The organism is Streptomyces sp. NPDC096012, assembly GCF_040426375.1.
In the GTDB taxonomy this organism is placed as follows: Bacteria; Actinomycetota; Actinomycetes; order Streptomycetales; family Streptomycetaceae; genus Streptomyces.
The window spans coordinates 58,176-73,365 of record NZ_JBEOTD010000002.1; the positions used below are offsets into that span (position 1 = coordinate 58,176).

General features: G+C 71.8%; 13 protein-coding genes. 6 read left to right on the top strand and 7 right to left on the bottom strand.

Going from position 1 to position 15,190, the window contains the following annotated elements; all coding sequences use genetic code 11:
- Window positions 1–123 precede the first annotated feature (123 nt).
- On the top strand, window positions 124–618 hold the full coding sequence (locus ABVB68_RS02645) for an LURP-one-related/scramblase family protein (protein WP_353599202.1): 495 nt from the start codon (window positions 124–126) through the stop codon (window positions 616–618).
- Here ABVB68_RS02645 and ABVB68_RS02650 read toward each other — a convergent pair.
- Window positions 615–1,520, bottom strand: a complete 906-nt coding sequence (locus ABVB68_RS02650; protein ID WP_353599203.1) for a carbon-nitrogen family hydrolase — start codon at window positions 1,518–1,520, stop codon at window positions 615–617. The genes ABVB68_RS02645 and ABVB68_RS02650 overlap by 4 nt on opposite strands.
- A gap of 180 nt (window positions 1,521–1,700) precedes the next feature.
- Here ABVB68_RS02650 and ABVB68_RS02655 point away from each other — a divergent pair, with 180 nt between their 5' ends.
- Window positions 1,701–2,525, top strand: a complete 825-nt coding sequence (locus ABVB68_RS02655) for a maleylpyruvate isomerase family mycothiol-dependent enzyme (protein ID WP_353599205.1) — start codon at window positions 1,701–1,703, stop codon at window positions 2,523–2,525.
- A 109-nt stretch (window positions 2,526–2,634) separates the two neighbouring features.
- Complete coding sequence (locus tag ABVB68_RS02660; RefSeq protein ID WP_353599206.1) at window positions 2,635–3,387, top strand: SAM-dependent methyltransferase; 753 nt, start codon at window positions 2,635–2,637, stop codon at window positions 3,385–3,387.
- Window positions 3,388–3,909: 522 nt separating this feature from the next.
- Here the strand turns inward: ABVB68_RS02660 and ABVB68_RS02665 are convergent.
- On the bottom strand, window positions 3,910–5,208 hold the full coding sequence (locus tag ABVB68_RS02665) for an MFS transporter (RefSeq protein WP_353599207.1): 1,299 nt from the start codon (window positions 5,206–5,208) through the stop codon (window positions 3,910–3,912).
- On the bottom strand, window positions 5,205–5,879 hold the full coding sequence (locus ABVB68_RS02670; protein WP_353599208.1) for a GntR family transcriptional regulator: 675 nt from the start codon (window positions 5,877–5,879) through the stop codon (window positions 5,205–5,207). Before ABVB68_RS02670 ends, ABVB68_RS02665 begins: the two co-directional genes overlap by 4 nt.
- Window positions 5,880–6,066: 187 nt before the next feature.
- Here ABVB68_RS02670 and ABVB68_RS02675 point away from each other — a divergent pair, with 187 nt between their 5' ends.
- Entirely contained in the window at window positions 6,067–6,969 is a 903-nt protein-coding gene (locus tag ABVB68_RS02675; RefSeq protein WP_353599209.1) for a D-alanyl-D-alanine carboxypeptidase family protein, read from the top strand.
- 109 nt (window positions 6,970–7,078) lie between these two features.
- Here ABVB68_RS02675 and ABVB68_RS02680 read toward each other — a convergent pair whose 3' ends face one another.
- The 3 genes from ABVB68_RS02680 to pdhA are packed head-to-tail and all read right to left on the bottom strand — an operon-like array spanning window position 7,079 to window position 10,722.
- Window positions 7,079–8,500, bottom strand: coding sequence for a dihydrolipoamide acetyltransferase family protein (locus ABVB68_RS02680; protein WP_353599210.1), 1,422 nt, complete (start codon window positions 8,498–8,500; stop codon window positions 7,079–7,081).
- Window positions 8,501–8,510: 10 nt separating this feature from the next.
- The gene (locus ABVB68_RS02685; protein ID WP_353599211.1) at window positions 8,511–9,488 is read right to left on the bottom strand and encodes an alpha-ketoacid dehydrogenase subunit beta; all 978 of its coding nucleotides are present in this window, start codon (window positions 9,486–9,488) and stop codon (window positions 8,511–8,513) included.
- Window position 9,489: 1 nt separating this feature from the next.
- Window positions 9,490–10,722 carry a pyruvate dehydrogenase (acetyl-transferring) E1 component subunit alpha gene (pdhA, locus tag ABVB68_RS02690; RefSeq protein ID WP_353599212.1) on the bottom strand — a complete coding sequence of 411 codons (1,233 nt, stop codon included), beginning with the start codon at window positions 10,720–10,722 and terminating at the stop codon, window positions 9,490–9,492.
- A 292-nt stretch (window positions 10,723–11,014) separates the two neighbouring features.
- Between pdhA and ABVB68_RS02695 the strand changes: the two genes are divergently transcribed.
- Complete coding sequence (locus ABVB68_RS02695; protein WP_503006006.1) at window positions 11,015–11,482, top strand: helix-turn-helix domain-containing protein; 468 nt, start codon at window positions 11,015–11,017, stop codon at window positions 11,480–11,482.
- Window positions 11,483–12,098: 616 nt separating this feature from the next.
- A complete protein-coding gene (locus tag ABVB68_RS02700; protein ID WP_353599213.1) occupies window positions 12,099–13,115 on the top strand; it encodes a phosphotransferase in 1,017 nt (338 codons plus the stop codon).
- 272 nt (window positions 13,116–13,387) lie between these two features.
- Here the strand turns inward: ABVB68_RS02700 and ABVB68_RS02705 are convergent, their stop codons facing one another.
- Window positions 13,388–15,022: a protein kinase domain-containing protein gene (locus ABVB68_RS02705; protein ID WP_353599214.1), complete on the bottom strand. Its 1,635-nt coding sequence runs from the start codon at window positions 15,020–15,022 to the stop codon at window positions 13,388–13,390.
- Between the last annotated feature and the right edge of the window lie 168 nt (window positions 15,023–15,190).

Sequence of the window (15,190 nt, forward strand, 5' to 3'; positions counted from 1 at the left end):
CGGTTCGCGTGCCGGCCGGTCCGCACGGTCGCGCGTGCCGCGCGCCCCCGTCAGGACGCGCAGTGCGTCCGCCCCTCCTTCTGGCTCCGTGATGTCCGGCCCGTGCCGGGGAACGGTATCGGCATGAGATTCCTCGTACGCGACCGCATCCTCGGCATCGGCGACGACTGGTGGATCGAGGACGAGCACGGCCGGAAGGTGTTCCTCGTCGACGGCAAGGCGATGCGGCTGAGGGACACCTTCGAGCTCAAGGACGCCCAGGGGCGGGTCCTGATCGACATCCACCAGAAGATGCTCGCGCTGCGCGACACGATGGTGATCGAGCGGGACGGCGAGGCCCTGGCCAGGATCAAGCGCAAGCGCCTCTCCCTGCTGCGCAACCACTACCGGGTCTCCCTGGTGGACGGCACCGACCTGGACGTCAGCGGCAAGATCCTGGACCGCGAGTTCGCCGTCGAGTACGAGGGCGAACTCCTCGCGGTGATCTCCCGCCGCCTGCTGACCCTGCGCGACACGTACGGCGTGGACGTCGTACGGGAGGACGCCGATCCGGCGCTGCTCATCGCGGTGGCGGTGTGCGTGATCCACCTGGCGGAGAAGGAGGGCGAGGAGGACTAGTCCCGGCGGTGAGAGGACTGGTCCCGGCGGTGGGAGGGCGAGGGATCGCCCCGGCAATGGGGTGCCTCCAGGCCCAGCACCCGGTCCTTCAGGGCCGGGAACCGCTCACGGGTGGCCGCCACCTCCGCCGGGTCGAAGTCGACCGTCAGGACCTCCTCGCCCGGACCGGCCTCGGCGAGCACCTCGCCCCAGGGATCGACCACGATCGAGTGACCCGCCTGCGGAACTCCCGCATGGGTCCCGGCCGTTCCACAGGCGAGCACGAACGCCTGGTTCTCCACCGCCCGCGCCTGAGCCAGCAGCGTCCAGTGCGCGCGCCGCCGCTCGGGCCAGCCCGCCGGGAGCACCAGCACCTCGGCGCCGGCGTCGACCAGTCCACGGAAGAGTTCGGGGAAACGGAGGTCGTAGCAGGTGGCCACGCCCAGGGTGGTCCCGGGCAGCCGGACCGTGACCAGCTCCCGCCCGGCGCCCATCAGCACGGCCTCGCCCTTGTCGAAGCCGAAGCGGTGGATCTTGCGGTAGGCCGCGGCCAGTTCACCGGAGGGGGAGAAGACGAGAGAGGTGTTGAAGAGGGTGCCGTCGCCGTCGCCGTCCTCAGTGCCCTGGGCGCCGCCGGACGCGGCCCGCTCGGGGAGGGACGCGGCCCGCTCGGGGATGGACCCCGCGTGCAGCCAGACGCCCGCGTCGCTCGCGGCCTTGGCCAGTGCCTCGTGCGTCGGCCCTTCGAGCGGCTCGGCCTCGCGGCCGAAGTCCTCGTAGGCGAAGGCGCCGGTGGTCCACAATTCGGGCAGCACCACGAGGTCGGCGCCGGCCTGCTCACGCACCAGCGCCGCCACACGCTGCCGCCGGGAGGCGACCGATTCGTCCTCGTCCACGGCGATCTGGATCAGCGAGGCGCGCACACTACCACCGTCCTGGCATTCGAGTCGTCCACACAGGCCTACGATCGTCACACGAAAGCACTGCCGGGGTGCCTCACAGCAGCGTAACTTAACGTCCCGAGACGCCCGCCGAGCAGCCACCGCCCGCCGGCAACGCCGCCGAACCTGCCCGTGTACCGACCGCCGAGGGGTCCCGTTTCCGTGAGTCTGCATCCCACCCTCCAGCCCTACGCCGACGCCTGGACACACTCCATCGAAGCGATATCCGAGATGGCGCAGTCGCTCGTCGACGGCGAGTGGAACCGGCGGACCCCGTGCCCGGGCTGGTCGGTGCGCGACATCGTGTCCCATCTGATCGGCATGGACTGCGAGCTGCTCGGCGATCCGCGGCCCATCCACTCCCTGCCCAGCGACCTCTTCCACGTCGCCACCGAGCACCAGCGGTACATGGAGATGCAGGTCGACGTCCGCCGCCACCACACGGCCCCGGAGATGACGGCCGAGCTGGAGTACACCGTCATCCGCCGCAACCGCCAGCTGCGCAACGAGTCCCGCGACCCCGGCACCATGGTGCGCGGCCCGCTGGGCAAGGAGATCACCCTCCAGCAGTCCTACCGGATGCGGGCGTTCGACGTGTGGGTGCACGAACAGGACCTGCGCACGGCGCTCGGCCGCCCCGGCAACCTCGACTCCCCGGGCGCGTACGTCGCGCGGGACGTCCTGCTGGAGGCGCTGCCCAAGGTCGTCGCCAAGGACGCGCAGGCGCCGCGCAGTTCGGCGATCGTCTTCGACGTGCACGGGCCGGTCGAGTTCCTGCGCACCATCCGGGTCGACATCCAGGGCCGCGGCTCCCTGGAGGCCACCCCCGCACTCGGCCCCGCGGCCACCCTCACCCTCGACTGGGAGACCTACGTCCGCCTCGCCTGCGGCCGGGTCACCCCGGAATCGGTCGCGGACCGGGTGAAGACGGAGGGCGACCAGGACGTGGCGGCGGCGATCCTGCGCCACTTCACGGTGACGCCGTAGGACGGCCGCCGACGGCACCGAGCCGCGCCGTCCGTCCGCCCTCTCCGCCCGCCTCCGCCCACCGGAAAACAGGTGGTGCGCGGGTGACAGGGCCGTCTACGTTCCCGGTATGACCGAATCCCCGCCCCGCCTCGGCCGGCTGGTCTTCCACGGCCCCCTCTCCGAGGCCCGCGCGGACAGGATGGTCGGGCGGCTCGCCGCGACCCGGCCCCGCAGCGTGCTGGACATCGGCTGCGGCTGGGCCGAGCTGCTGCTCCGCGTGCTGGACGCCGTACCGGGCGCCCAGGGCACCGGCATCGACGTCAACGGTGAGGACCTTGCCAGGGCGCGGCGCAACGCCGAGGCCCGGGGGCTCTCGGACCGGGTGGAGTTCGTCGAGGAGTCGGCCCTGGGCACACGGCGCGGCCCTGCCGACGTGGTGCTGTGTCTCGGGGCGAGCCAGGCGTTGAGTACGGCCGAGCCGTCCACCGCCGGGGCCCTGCGCGAGCTGCGACGGCTGGTGACCGACGGCGGGCGGGTGCTGCTCGGCGAGGGCTTCTGGGAGCGTGCGCCCACCGAGGCCGAGCTGTCCGGCATGTGGCCGGGCGCGGGGGCCGGCGACCACCACGACCTCGCCACCCTCCTCGACCTCGCCGTCGAAGCGCGTTTCCGGCCGGAGTGGACCGAGACGGCCGGCCCGCAGGAGTGGGAGGAGTTCGAGTCGGCGTACCAGGCCGACGCGGAGGTCTGGCTCGCGCGGCACCCCGGCCATCCGCTGGCCGCCGAGACGCGGGAACGCCTGGACCGGCACCGGGCGCAGTGGATGAGCTACCGGGGCGTCCTCGGGCTCGCCTACCTCACGCTGGTCCCGGTGACGCACTGACCCGGCTCATCGGTGCACCGGCGCACGGCGTCGGGCGAGGGGCTGCCGTCCGGGCACCCGGCGACCACGCCACCTGAGCACGGGGACACAGGGGCACGGGGACACAGGGGGTACTGGGACACAGAGGCGCCGGCCAGAGTGCCGCCGCTCCGGCGCGCCACCGGGGTCGCTGAGTCACCGGAAAGTGCCACCGCTCCACCGGGGTGGCCAGGCCGCCATGGCCACCAAGCGCCAGGGCCGCCAGGGCCACCAGCGGCACCAGGGGCACCAGGGGCACCAGCAGCGCCGGCCGCCAGGGGCACCAGCGACACCGGCCGCCAGGGGCACCAGCGGCACCGGCCGCCAGGGAGACCGCTGCCGTCGGCCGCCCGGCGGTCCGGTGGGTCAGGCGGGTCGGTGGGTCTCGGTGGGTCAGGCGGTCCGGTGGGTCAGGCGAGGCGGTGGGTCAGGCGAGGCGGTGGGTCTCGGCGGGCCAGGCGGTCCGCTGGGTCGGGCGAGGCGCTGGGTCGGGCGAGGCGCTGGTCAGGCGGCGGGCACGTGCACCGTCTCCACGCGGCTTGCCACCAGCCGTTCCTGTTCGCGGCGGACCGCCCGGCCGCGCAGCCGGAGGATCTGGCTGATGCCGAGCGCCTGCAGGACGAAGACCGCCGAGAAGGCCACGGTGTAGTCGTCGCCGGTGGCGTCGAGCAGCACGCCGACGGCGAACAGCGTCGTCATGGAGGCGATGAAGCCACCCATGTTGGTGATGCCGGACGCGGTGCCCTGTCGCTCGGGCGGGTTGGCCGGGCGGGCGAAGTCGAAGCCGATCATCGAGGCGGGGCCGCACGCGCCGAGCACCGCACACAGCACCACCAGCAGCCACATCGGCGCGTGCTCGCCGGGATACGCCAGCGTCACCGCCCACAGCGACGCCGTTGCCCCGACCGTACCGAGCGCCAGCGGCAGCCGTGCCGCATGGTGCCGGGCGACGATCTGGCCGTAGACGAGCCCGATCACCATGTTGGACAGGACGACCAGGGTGAGCAGCTCACCGGCCGTGGCCCGGCTCAGTCCCTGCGCCTGGACCAGGAAGGGCAGGCCCCACAGCAGCAGGAACACCATCGCCGGGAACTGGGTGGTGAAGTGCACCCACAGCCCGAGCCGGGTGCCCGGCTCCCGCCAGGCCGCGGCGATCTGCCGGCGGACATAGGCCGAGCCCTGGTGCGGCGACGGCTCCGGCTCGTGTCCCTCCGGGTGGTCCTTGAGGAACAGCAGCGTCAGGATCAGCACGACCACACCCGCGAGCGCGCTGCCCGCGAACGCCGGGGTCCAGCCGATGCCGTGCAGCAGCCGGGCCAGCACCAGGGTGGAGACCAGGTTGCCCGCCATCCCGACCAGGCCCGCGAGCTGCGCGACCATGGGCCCGCGCCGGGCCGGGAACCAGCGGGTGCCGAGCCGCAGCACGCTGATGAAGGTCATCGCGTCCCCGCAGCCCAGCAGCGCCCGGGAGGCGAGCGCGGTGCCGTACGTGGGGGAGAAGGCGAAGCCCAGCTGCCCGACGGTGAACAGTACGGCGCCGATGCTCAGCACCTTCTTGGTGCCGAGCCGGTCGACCAGGAGGCCGACGGGTATCTGCATGCCGGCGTAGACCAGCAGCTGGAGTATGGAGAAGGTCGACAGCGCCGAGGCGCCCACGTGGAAACGGTCGGCCGCGTCGAGCCCCGCGACCCCCAGTGAGGTGCGGAAGATGACGGCGACGAAGTAGACGGCGACGCCTATGGACCACACGGTGACCGCGCGGCGGCCGCCCGGCGGGTCCCCCGGAAGGGTGGCGCTGCTCATCGGACCTCACCTCGCGCGAGGTGCGAGAACCAGCCGACGTGCCGGTGCACGACCTCGACGGCCGCCTCCGCGTCCCCGGCCCGCAGCGCCCCCAGGATCTCCTCGTGCTCGGCGAGCGTCTTGGCGATCCGGTCGGGGTGGGAGTGCATGACGGCGACGCCCATCCGCAGCTGGCGGTCGCGCAGCTGGTCGTAGAGGCGGGAGAGGATCTCGTTGCCGCCGCTGCGCACGATCTCGGCGTGGAAACAGCGGTCCGTCACGGCGGCCGCGGCGAAGTCGCCCGCGGCGGCCTGCTCCTTCTGCCGCTCCAGCAGCTCCGTCAGCCGCTCCAGCAGGACCGGCGGGGCGGGGACGGCCTTGCGGGCCGCGTGCTCCTCCACCAGCAGCCGGGTCTCCACCACGTCGGCGATCTCCTGCGCGGAGACCGGCAGCACCAGGGCGCCCTTCTTCGGGTAGAGCCGGATCAGACCCTCGACCTCCAGCCGCAGCAGCGCCTCCCGGACGGGTGTGCGGGAGACCCCGACGGCCTCGGCCAGCTCACCCTCGGTGAGCAGGGTTCCGCCCTCGTAGCGGCGGTCGAGGACACCCTGCTTGACGTGGGCGTAGACGCGGTCGGCGGCGGGCGGCTGCTTGAGGGGCTGGGGAGTGGACTGCTGAACGGCCGTGTTCATGCCGACAGGATAGATACAACACGCACGCATGCGGGAGCGACGTCCATCATCCGGACATCGCGAAAACCCCTCGAAGCAGTCGCACAACCTTCTGTGCTAGGTACGTGTCACACAGGTGCGGCCCTATTTTCCCGGCACCACAACTCGGCCGCATTCCAGGGGTATTCAAGACAATCGGGGTTTCACTTTGATTACCGGCATTAAGGGCACCCGCATCCGTCGAGCCGCTGCCGTCGCCGTCACGTCCGGCGCGCTGTTCGCCACCGGTGCCCTCACCGCGGCGCCCGCGCAGGCCGTCGCCGCACCCTCGATCGTGGCCAAGGGCGGCTACGTGATGAACAACGCGAACGGCTCGACGCTCTTCGACAAGAAGATGAACACGCGGCTGTCCACCGGCTCCACCACCAAGATCATGACCGCCAAGGTCGTGCTCGCCCAGTCGAACCTCAACCTCGACGCCAAGGTGACGATCCAGAAGGTGTACAGCGACTACGTCGTCAAGTACAACGCCTCCCAGGCCCACCTGATCGTCGGCGACAAGGTCACCGTCCGCCAGCTGCTGTACGGCCTGATGCTGCCGTCCGGCTGCGACGCCGCCTACGCACTCGCCGACAAGTACGGCACCGGCTCCACCCGCGACAAGCGCGTGGCCAACTTCATCGGCAAGATGAACGCCGCCGCCAAGAGCCTGGGTCTGACGAACACGCACTTCGACTCCTTCGACGGCATCGGCAAGGGCAACAACTACTCGACGCCGCGGGACCTGACGAAGATCGCCAGCAGCGCGATGAAGAGCGCCACGTTCCGCACGGTCGTCAAGACGAAGCACTACACCGCCAAGACGATCACCAAGACGGGCAGCACCCGCACGATGAAGACCTGGGACAACACCAACGGGCTTCTCAACAGCTACAGCGGCACCATCGGCGTCAAGACCGGCTCCGGCCCCGAGGCCAAGTACTGCCTGGTCTTCGCCGCGACCCGCAACGGCAAGACGATCATCGGCACGGTCCTCGCCTCCACCTCGATCGCCCAGCGCGAGGCGGACGCGAAGAAGCTCCTGAACTACGGCTTCGCCAAGCTCGGCTGACGCGCCCTCGGCACACCCGGGTCCGCCCGGGTGTCACGGCGCGAGAAGGGCCGCGCACCCGAACCGGGTGCGCGGCCCTTCCGTTGTCCCTACCGTTGCGCCGAGCCCGTCACGCCCAGGTGATCAGCCGCTTCGGCTGCTCCAGGATCGCCGCCACGTCCGCCAGCACCTTCGAGCCCAGCTCTCCGTCCACCAGGCGGTGGTCGAAGCTCAGTGCCAGTGTGGTGACCTGGCGCGGCTTGACCTTGCCCTTGTGGACCCAGGGCTGGAGCTTGATCGCGCCGACCGCGAGGATCGCGGACTCGCCGGGGTTGAGGATGGGCGTGCCGGTGTCGACGCCGAAGACGCCCACGTTGGTGATGGTCACCGTGCCGCCCTGCATCGCGGCCGGCGAGGTCCTGCCCTCGCGCGCCGTCGAGACCAGCTCGCCCAGCGACTGGGCCAGTTGCGGCAGCGTCTTGGCGTGGGCGTCCTTGATGTTCGGCACGATCAGACCGCGGGGAGTGGCCGCGGCGATGCCCAGGTTGACGTAGTGCTTGAGCACGATCTCCTGGTTCGCCTCGTCCCAGGACGCGTTGACGTCCGGGTTGCGCTTGATGGCGACCAGCAGGGCCTTGGCGACGAGCAGCAGCGGGTTCACCCGCAGGCCCTGCATCTCCTTGTCCTGCTTCAGCTCCTCGACGAGCTTCATGGTGCGGGTCACGTCGACCGTCACGAACTCCGTCACGTGCGGGGCCGTGAACGCCGAACCGACCATCGCCGCCGCCGTCGCCTTGCGGACGCCCTTGACCGGGACGCGCGTCTCGCGCGCACCGTCGTGGGTCACGGCCGGCGCCGGGGCCGGACGGGCCGCGGCGGGAGCCTCCGTCGCGGGCGCGGGAGCGACCGCGGGCGTGGCCGCCGCGTGGACGTCCTCGCGGGTGATGACCCCGTCCGCGCCGGACGGGGTGATCGTGGCCAGGTCCACGCCGAGGTCCTTGGCCAGCTTGCGCACCGGCGGCTTGGCCAGGGGGCGGGCCCTGTCCGCGACGGGGGCGGGGGTGTGGCCGTTCAGCTCGGCCTGGATCGCCTGGGCCGGTGCCGGGGCGGTGGCCTCGGCACCCTTGCGCGGGCGGCGCTTGGTGGCGGAGGTGGAGACGCCGTAGCCGACGAGGACCGGCTGGCGGGCCTCCTTCTTCGGCTCCTCGCCCGGCTGGGCGGGCACCTGGGGCTGGGCGGGCACCTCGGGTGCCGCCTGCGGCTGCCCGGCGGGTGCCTGGGCCGCCGCGCCGCCCGACACGTCCACCGTGATGATGGCCGTGCCCACGTCCACCGTGGTGCCTTCGGGGAAGCGCAGCTCACTGACCACGCCGTCGTAGGGGATGGGGAGTTCGACGGCCGCCTTCGCGGTCTCGACCTCGCACACCACCTGTCCGTCGGTCACCGTGTCACCCGGCTGGACGTACCACTTGAGGATCTCGGCCTCGGTGAGCCCCTCGCCGACGTCCGGCATCTTGAACTCGCGCACGGACGTTTCCGTCATCGTCGTCACGACCCTCTCCTCAGTACGCCAGCGAGCGGTCGACGGCGTCGAGCACGCGGTCCAGGTCCGGCAGGTACTCCTCCTCCAGGCGCGCCGGCGGGTACGGCGCGTGGTAGCCGCCGACCCGGAGCACCGGGGCCTCCAGGTGGTAGAAGCAGCGCTCGGTGATCCGGGCCGCGATCTCCGCGCCGGAGCCGAGGAACACCGGCGCCTCGTGGACCACGACCAGGCGGCGGGTCTTCTCCACCGACGCCTGGACGGAGTCGAAGTCGAGGGGCGAGATCGAGCGCAGGTCCAGGACCTCCAGGGACTTGCCCTCCTCGGCGGCCGCGGCGGCGACCTCCTGGCACAGCTTCACCATCGGGCCGTAGGCGGCCAGGGTGAGGTCGGTGCCCTCGCGGACCACCTGGGCCTTGTGGAGCGGGGCGGGGATGGCCTCGAAGTCGACCTCACCCTTGTCCCAGTACCGGCGCTTGGGCTCGAAGTAGATCACGGGGTCGTCGCTCTGGATGGCCTGCTGCATCATCCAGTACGCATCCGACGCGTTCGACGGAGAGACCACCTTCAGGCCGGCCACGTGCGCGAACAGTGCCTCGGGGGACTCGGAGTGGTGCTCGACCGCGCCGATGCCGCCGCCGTAGGGAATGCGCACGACGACCGGCATCTTCACCTTGCCCAGCGAGCGGGCGTGCATCTTGGCGAGCTGGGTGACGATCTGGTCGTAGGCCGGGAAGACGAAGCCGTCGAACTGGATCTCCACCACCGGGCGGTAGCCGCGCAGGGCGAGACCGATCGCGGTGCCGACGATGCCGGACTCCGCCAGCGGGGTGTCGATGACCCGGCTCTCGCCGAAGTCCTTCTGCAGGCCGTCCGTCACCCGGAAGACACCGCCGAGCTTGCCGACGTCCTCGCCCATGACCAGGACCTTGGGGTCGGTGTCCAGGGCGCGGCGCAGCGACTCGTTGATGGCCTTGGCCATCGCCATCTTCTCGGCCATCTCAACGACCCCCTTCAGCATCGGCGAACGACGCCTGGTAGGCGGCGAACTGCGCTCGCTCCTCGTCGACGAGCGCGTGCCCGTCCGCGTACACGTTCTCGAAGATGGCGAAGCGGTCCGGGTCGGGCATGGCGCGGACCGCTTCGCGCACTCGCTTGCCCAACGCCTCGGACTCTTCCTCGAGTTCCGCGAAGAATCCGTCGTCCGTGTGGTTTGAGGCCTCCAGGTACCGGCGGAGCCGCAGGATCGGGTCCTTCGCCTCCCAGGCGGCCCGCTCCTCGTCGCCCCGGTAGCGGGTGGGGTCGTCGGAGGTGGTGTGGGCGCCCATGCGGTAGGTGTACGCCTCCACCAGGGTGGGGCCCTCGCCGTTGCGGGCGCGCTCCAGCGCCCACCGGGTGACCGCCAGGCAGGCCAGGACGTCGTTGCCGTCGACCCGCACGCCCGGGAAGCCGAAGCCCTGCGCACGCTGGTAGAGCGGCACGCGGCTCTGCTTCTCGGTGGGCTCGGAGATCGCCCACTGGTTGTTCTGGCAGAAGAAGACCACGGGGGCGTTGTAGACCGCGGAGAAGGTGAACGATTCGGCCACGTCGCCCTGGCTGGACGCGCCGTCACCGAAGTAGGCGATGACGGCCGAGTCCGCGCCGTCCTTGGTGATGCCCATCGCGTAGCCGGTGGCGTGCAGCGTCTGGGAGCCGATGACGATCGTGTACAGGTGGAAGTTGTTGCCGTTCGGGTCCCAGCCGCCGTTGTTCACGCCGCGGAACATGCCGAGCAGGTTCGTCGGGTCGACCCCGCGGCACCAGGCGACGCCGTGCTCGCGGTAGGTCGGGAAGACGTAGTCGTCCTCGCGGGTGGCCCGGCCGGAGCCGATCTGCGCGGCCTCCTGGCCCAGCAGCGAGGCCCACAGGCCCAGCTCGCCCTGGCGCTGCAGGGCGGTGGCCTCGGCGTCGAAGCGGCGGGTGAGCACCATGTCGCGGTACAGACCGCGCAGGTCTTCCGGAGTGATGCCGGCGACGTAACCGTCGTACTCGGTGTTCTTGACCCGCTTGCCCTCGGGCGTCAGAAGCTGCACGAGCTGGGGGTCGGTGCTCTTGCGGGCGGCGCCCCGAGTGGTGCGGGTGGTGCGCTTGGCACCGGTCGCTTCGCCGGTCGAGCCGGTCTTGCTGCCGGTGGTGCCGGCCTTGCCTGCGGCGCTGCGTCGCGGCTTGCGCGCGGCACTGCTGTCCACGGTCACGTGTGCTCCTCCGTCGTTCCGGCCCCCGGGGTTGCCGGTAGGCCAGTGCGGCTCACCTGTTCTCGACCACCGGGCACGGGGTGGGTGCCACTCGGCCGGAACAGGCGTGACAGGTGCCCCGGCGAGCGCCCTGCAACCAACACGTTACCCAGTGCTTCACAATTCTGTGAAACCCCACCTGACCTGCGATTTTGCTTGGATTTCCAAGTAAATCGAGAAGGTGCACAAGGGTGCTGGTCACAGCCTTGCTGTGGGCCGGAGCTACCGCACGTTATCCCGGCCACCCAGGTCATTGGAAGAGTTCGCGTGCGAGACCGATCCGTGCGGCGAAAACGGAGAATCCGGGTATTTCTCCTCGGCGACCACGGGGTCGTCCGCCCAGGTGCCCGCGCGACGCCTCGCCGGCGCGGCTGTCGGGGGCGCCGGCGAGGCCGGTACGGCGGCCGACGCGCCCGTGCGGATTCCGGTCACCCGGCCGGACGTGGCGGTGCCGGACGTGGGGTTGCCGGACAGCGGCGGGGCCGAGGTGTGCGCCGGGAGATCCGCTCGGAGGGCAAGCCGGTCCGCCGAGCCGATCGGCGAAGGCCTCACCGGCCGCCGGATAGGTGAGCGGCCGTACCCGGCGGAAAAGACGATCAAGAACTATGATTCCGGCCTGCTGGCCGAGCTCGGTATGCGGCGCCGCTCCCGGACGGCCGCTTATGTCGCCCGCACGCAGGCCGGAAAACCGGCGGCCTTCGGCGGGGGGAGCGACGCATAGGGGTGGCGGATAGCGGGCCGGACAAAACCGGCGGGGGCGCATTGTTCGCCGGGTCCGCGAATTCCCTGCGGGCCTTTGCGGAATCCCGGCAAGGTCATCGAACATCCCCGGTGGGCGACGTCGAGCCGTCCCCAACGAGCGGCGAGCGGCCTCGAACACGCCCGCGGCCTCCGACATCCTCGCCACCTCAGGCCTCCGACATCCTCGCCACCTCGCCGGGCCGAGCCGACGACCTCGGGCCGGGGCAGCACCTCGCCGGGCCGAGCCGAGCGTCGCGCCCGGCACCAGCAGCGTCTCCGCGCCGGTCGCCCGGCACCGCACGGGCCGAGCCACCTCGCCGGGCCGAGCCGACGACCTCGGGCCGAGGCAGCACCTCGACGGGCCGAGCCGACGACCTCGGGCCGAGGCAGCACCTCGCCAGGCCGAGCCGACGACCTCGGGCCGGGGCAGCGCCTCGACGGGCCGATGACCGCCGTCGCGGCCGTACCGCGGTTCGTGACGGTGCTCCCTGTGACCGAATGCGATCGACGGCGACTGGCTGTGACAACGCCCAGCTCACAGCGGCTTTTCTTGCCCTAACATCTGCCGCGTGCCGCGCTCTTGTGTACCACCCCTCATGACCCATGCGCCCCCTCTGGGCGCCCTGTTACGCCTGTACGCCGCCGGCAGAGCCCTCACCTGTGAACCGGTCGACCAGGGCCTGCTGAACCGCGGCTACCGGCTGCGCACCACCCGCGGCCGCTACTTCCTCAAGCACCACTTCGACCCCGACACCGCCGATCCGGCCGCCATCGAACGCCGGCACCGGGCCACCCAGCGACTGGCCGACCTCGGCGTCCCGGTCGCCCCGCCGCTCGCGCACCGCGAGGGCCGGACCGTCGCCGTCGTCGGCGGCCACGCCTACGCCCTGCACCCCTGGATCGACGGCAGGCACCGCCACGGCGGCCAGCTCACGCGCGGGGAGAGCGCATGCCTGGGGGCGCTCCTGGGCGCCGTGCACGCCTGTCTGGAGCGCGTGATGCCCCCCAAGGGGCGCACCCGCCCGGCCACGAGCCCCCATCCCGTGGAGAGCGCCGACCCGGCCGACACCTTCGCCCTCATCGACGAGCTGCTCGCCCACGTCCGCCGCCACCGCCCCGCCGACGCCTTCGACGAACTGGCCCGGCACCGTCTCGTGGAACGCCGCGCACTGCTGGAGCAGCACGCGGGCCGGCGCCCGCCGCGCGGGGACTCGGTGGGCTGGGTGCACGGCGACTTCCACCCGTTCAACCTGCTCTACAAGGACGACGCCCCGGCGGCCATCGTCGACTGGGACCGGCTCGGTGTGCAGCCCCGCGCCGAGGAGGCCGTACGCGCCGCCGCGATCTTCTTCGTCACGCCCGCGGGGGCGCTGGACCTGCCGAAAGCGCGGGCTTACGCGCGCGCGTACCGGCGTGCGGCCCGTGCCTCGCCCTCGGAACTGGCGGCGGCCGTGCACCGGGTGTGGTGGGAGCGGCTGAACGACTTCTGGATGCTGCGCTGGCACTACCAACGCGGCGACACGCGCGCGGACTGCCAGTTCCCGGCCGCCTCGGCGCTCGCGGTGTGGTGGACGCGCGAGTACGACGCGGTGCGCGACGCGTTCGCCGGCTGAGACGCGATCATCCACGGATACCCGACGCCATCCGCCGATACCCGACGTCATCCGCGGATACCCGACCGCCCGCCCGGACGCGGTCGCCGACCGCGACCAGACCGTCCACCGAGACGCGTTCGTCCGCTGGACGGACCTCGGCCGGGCCCGCGGGTCAGCCGGGCCCGCGGGTTACAGGGCCCGGCCGGTCAGCCGGTCAGCCGGTCAGCCGGTCAGCCGGTCAGCCGGTCAGCCGGTCAGGGTGACGGTGTTCCACCGGCCGTGGGTGTCCTTCAACCACCGGTGGTGGTGCCCGTGCCGCCGTCCGCCGCGGCTCCCGCGGCCGCGCCGTCCGTGGCGTTCCCGGCGGTGGTGCCGTCCGTGGCGTTCCCGGCGGTGGTGCCGTCCGTGGCACCCGTGCCCGTGCCGCCGGCCGCCGGGTCCGTGGGCTGGGACGGCGAGGTCTGCGGCTCGGACGGCTGTTCGCTCGGATCGGAACTGGCCGAGTGCGACGGCGTGTACGACGGCGTGTAGGAGGGAGGCCACTGGGCGCCGGCGCCCCCGGAGTTCGAGCTGTCCTGGGTCGAGGTGCCCGAGGGCTGCTCGGTCTTGGCGTCGGAGGGCTTCGCGGAGGGCGAGTGGTCCTTCGTGTTCTTGGAGTGCGTCGTCGTCGGCTTCGTGTCGGTACCGCCCCCGCCGCCCCCGCCGCCCGCGCCCTTGAGCGCCAGCGCGACACCCGCCGTGATCGCGATGACCGCGAGGACGGCGAGGATCCACATCTTGCCGCGGCCGCTGCCCTTGTTGCCGTGCCCCTCGAAACCGCCGTCGTCGCCGTTGCCGTACCCGGAAGGCAGTATCGGCTGCGGGATCTGCGCGGTGCCCGCACCGAAGTCACCGGTGTGCTGCATGGCGGTCGTGCCGGCGAAACCGGCGGCCGGGGTGTGGCGGCCGCCGTGCGCCTCCACCGGGCCCGTGTTCCAGGTGCCGGTGTGGCCGCCCTGGTCGTACAGCATCTGCAGGCCGTACTGGACCAGGCCGCGCATCTCCTCGGCCGTCTGGAACCGGTCGTCGGGCTCCTTGGCGAGGGAGCGCATGACCAGGCCGTCCAGCTCGGGAGGGCAGCCGTCGGAGACACCGGAGGGCGGGTTCGGGATGTCCTGGACGTGCTGGTAGACCACCGACAGCGGCGTCTCGCCGGTGAACGGCGGTCGCAGGGCGAGGAGTTCGTACAGCAGGCAGCCGGTCGCGTACAGGTCGGAGCGGTGGTCGACGGCCTTGCCGAGCGCCTGCTCCGGGGAGAGGTACTGCGGGGTGCCCATGACCATGCCGGTCTGCGTCATCGTCGTGGACGCGCCGTGCAGGGCGCGGGCGATACCGAAGTCCATGACCTTCACGGCGCCGGTGTCGGTGATGATGACGTTGGCCGGCTTGATGTCGCGGTGCACGATGCCGTGCTGGTGCGAGTAGGCGAGCGCCTCCAGCACGCCGGAGACGATGATCAGGGCCTGCTCGGGGCCCGGCGCCTCGGCGTTCATCAGCAGGTCGCGGATGGTGCGGCCCTCGACCAGCTCCATCACGATGTACGGCACGGACTGGCCGCCCACGTAGTCCTCGCCGGAGTCGTACACGGCGACGATCGCGTGGTGGTTGAGGCCGGCGACCGACTGCGCCTCGCGCGTGAAGCGGGCCTTGGAGACCGGGTCCTCGGCGAGGTCGGCACGGAGCAGCTTGACCGCGACCGTACGGCCCAGACGGACGTCCTCGGCCGCGAACACCTCGGCCATACCGCCCCGGCCGAGCCGGTGCGTGAGCCGGTACCGGCCGTCGCCGACGAGCCCTCCGTTGCCCCACATCTCCGGCGTGTCTGACATGCCGCCGCCAGTCGCCTCGGGGTCGGACGGGCCCTGGGCGCTGTGCGTCTGTGCCATCGGTCCTCGCCGTCGTTTCTGCCCGCGGTGCGCGCGGTGTTGTCACGGGTCTCCGTCGGCCACGCTACAGCCTCCACGGTGGCCTCCGGTCCGGATCCGGAACCGGGACCGGACTGAGACGGACCGGCCATGAAACCTCCAGCACGCGCTCTCGTGCAAATTCTGTGC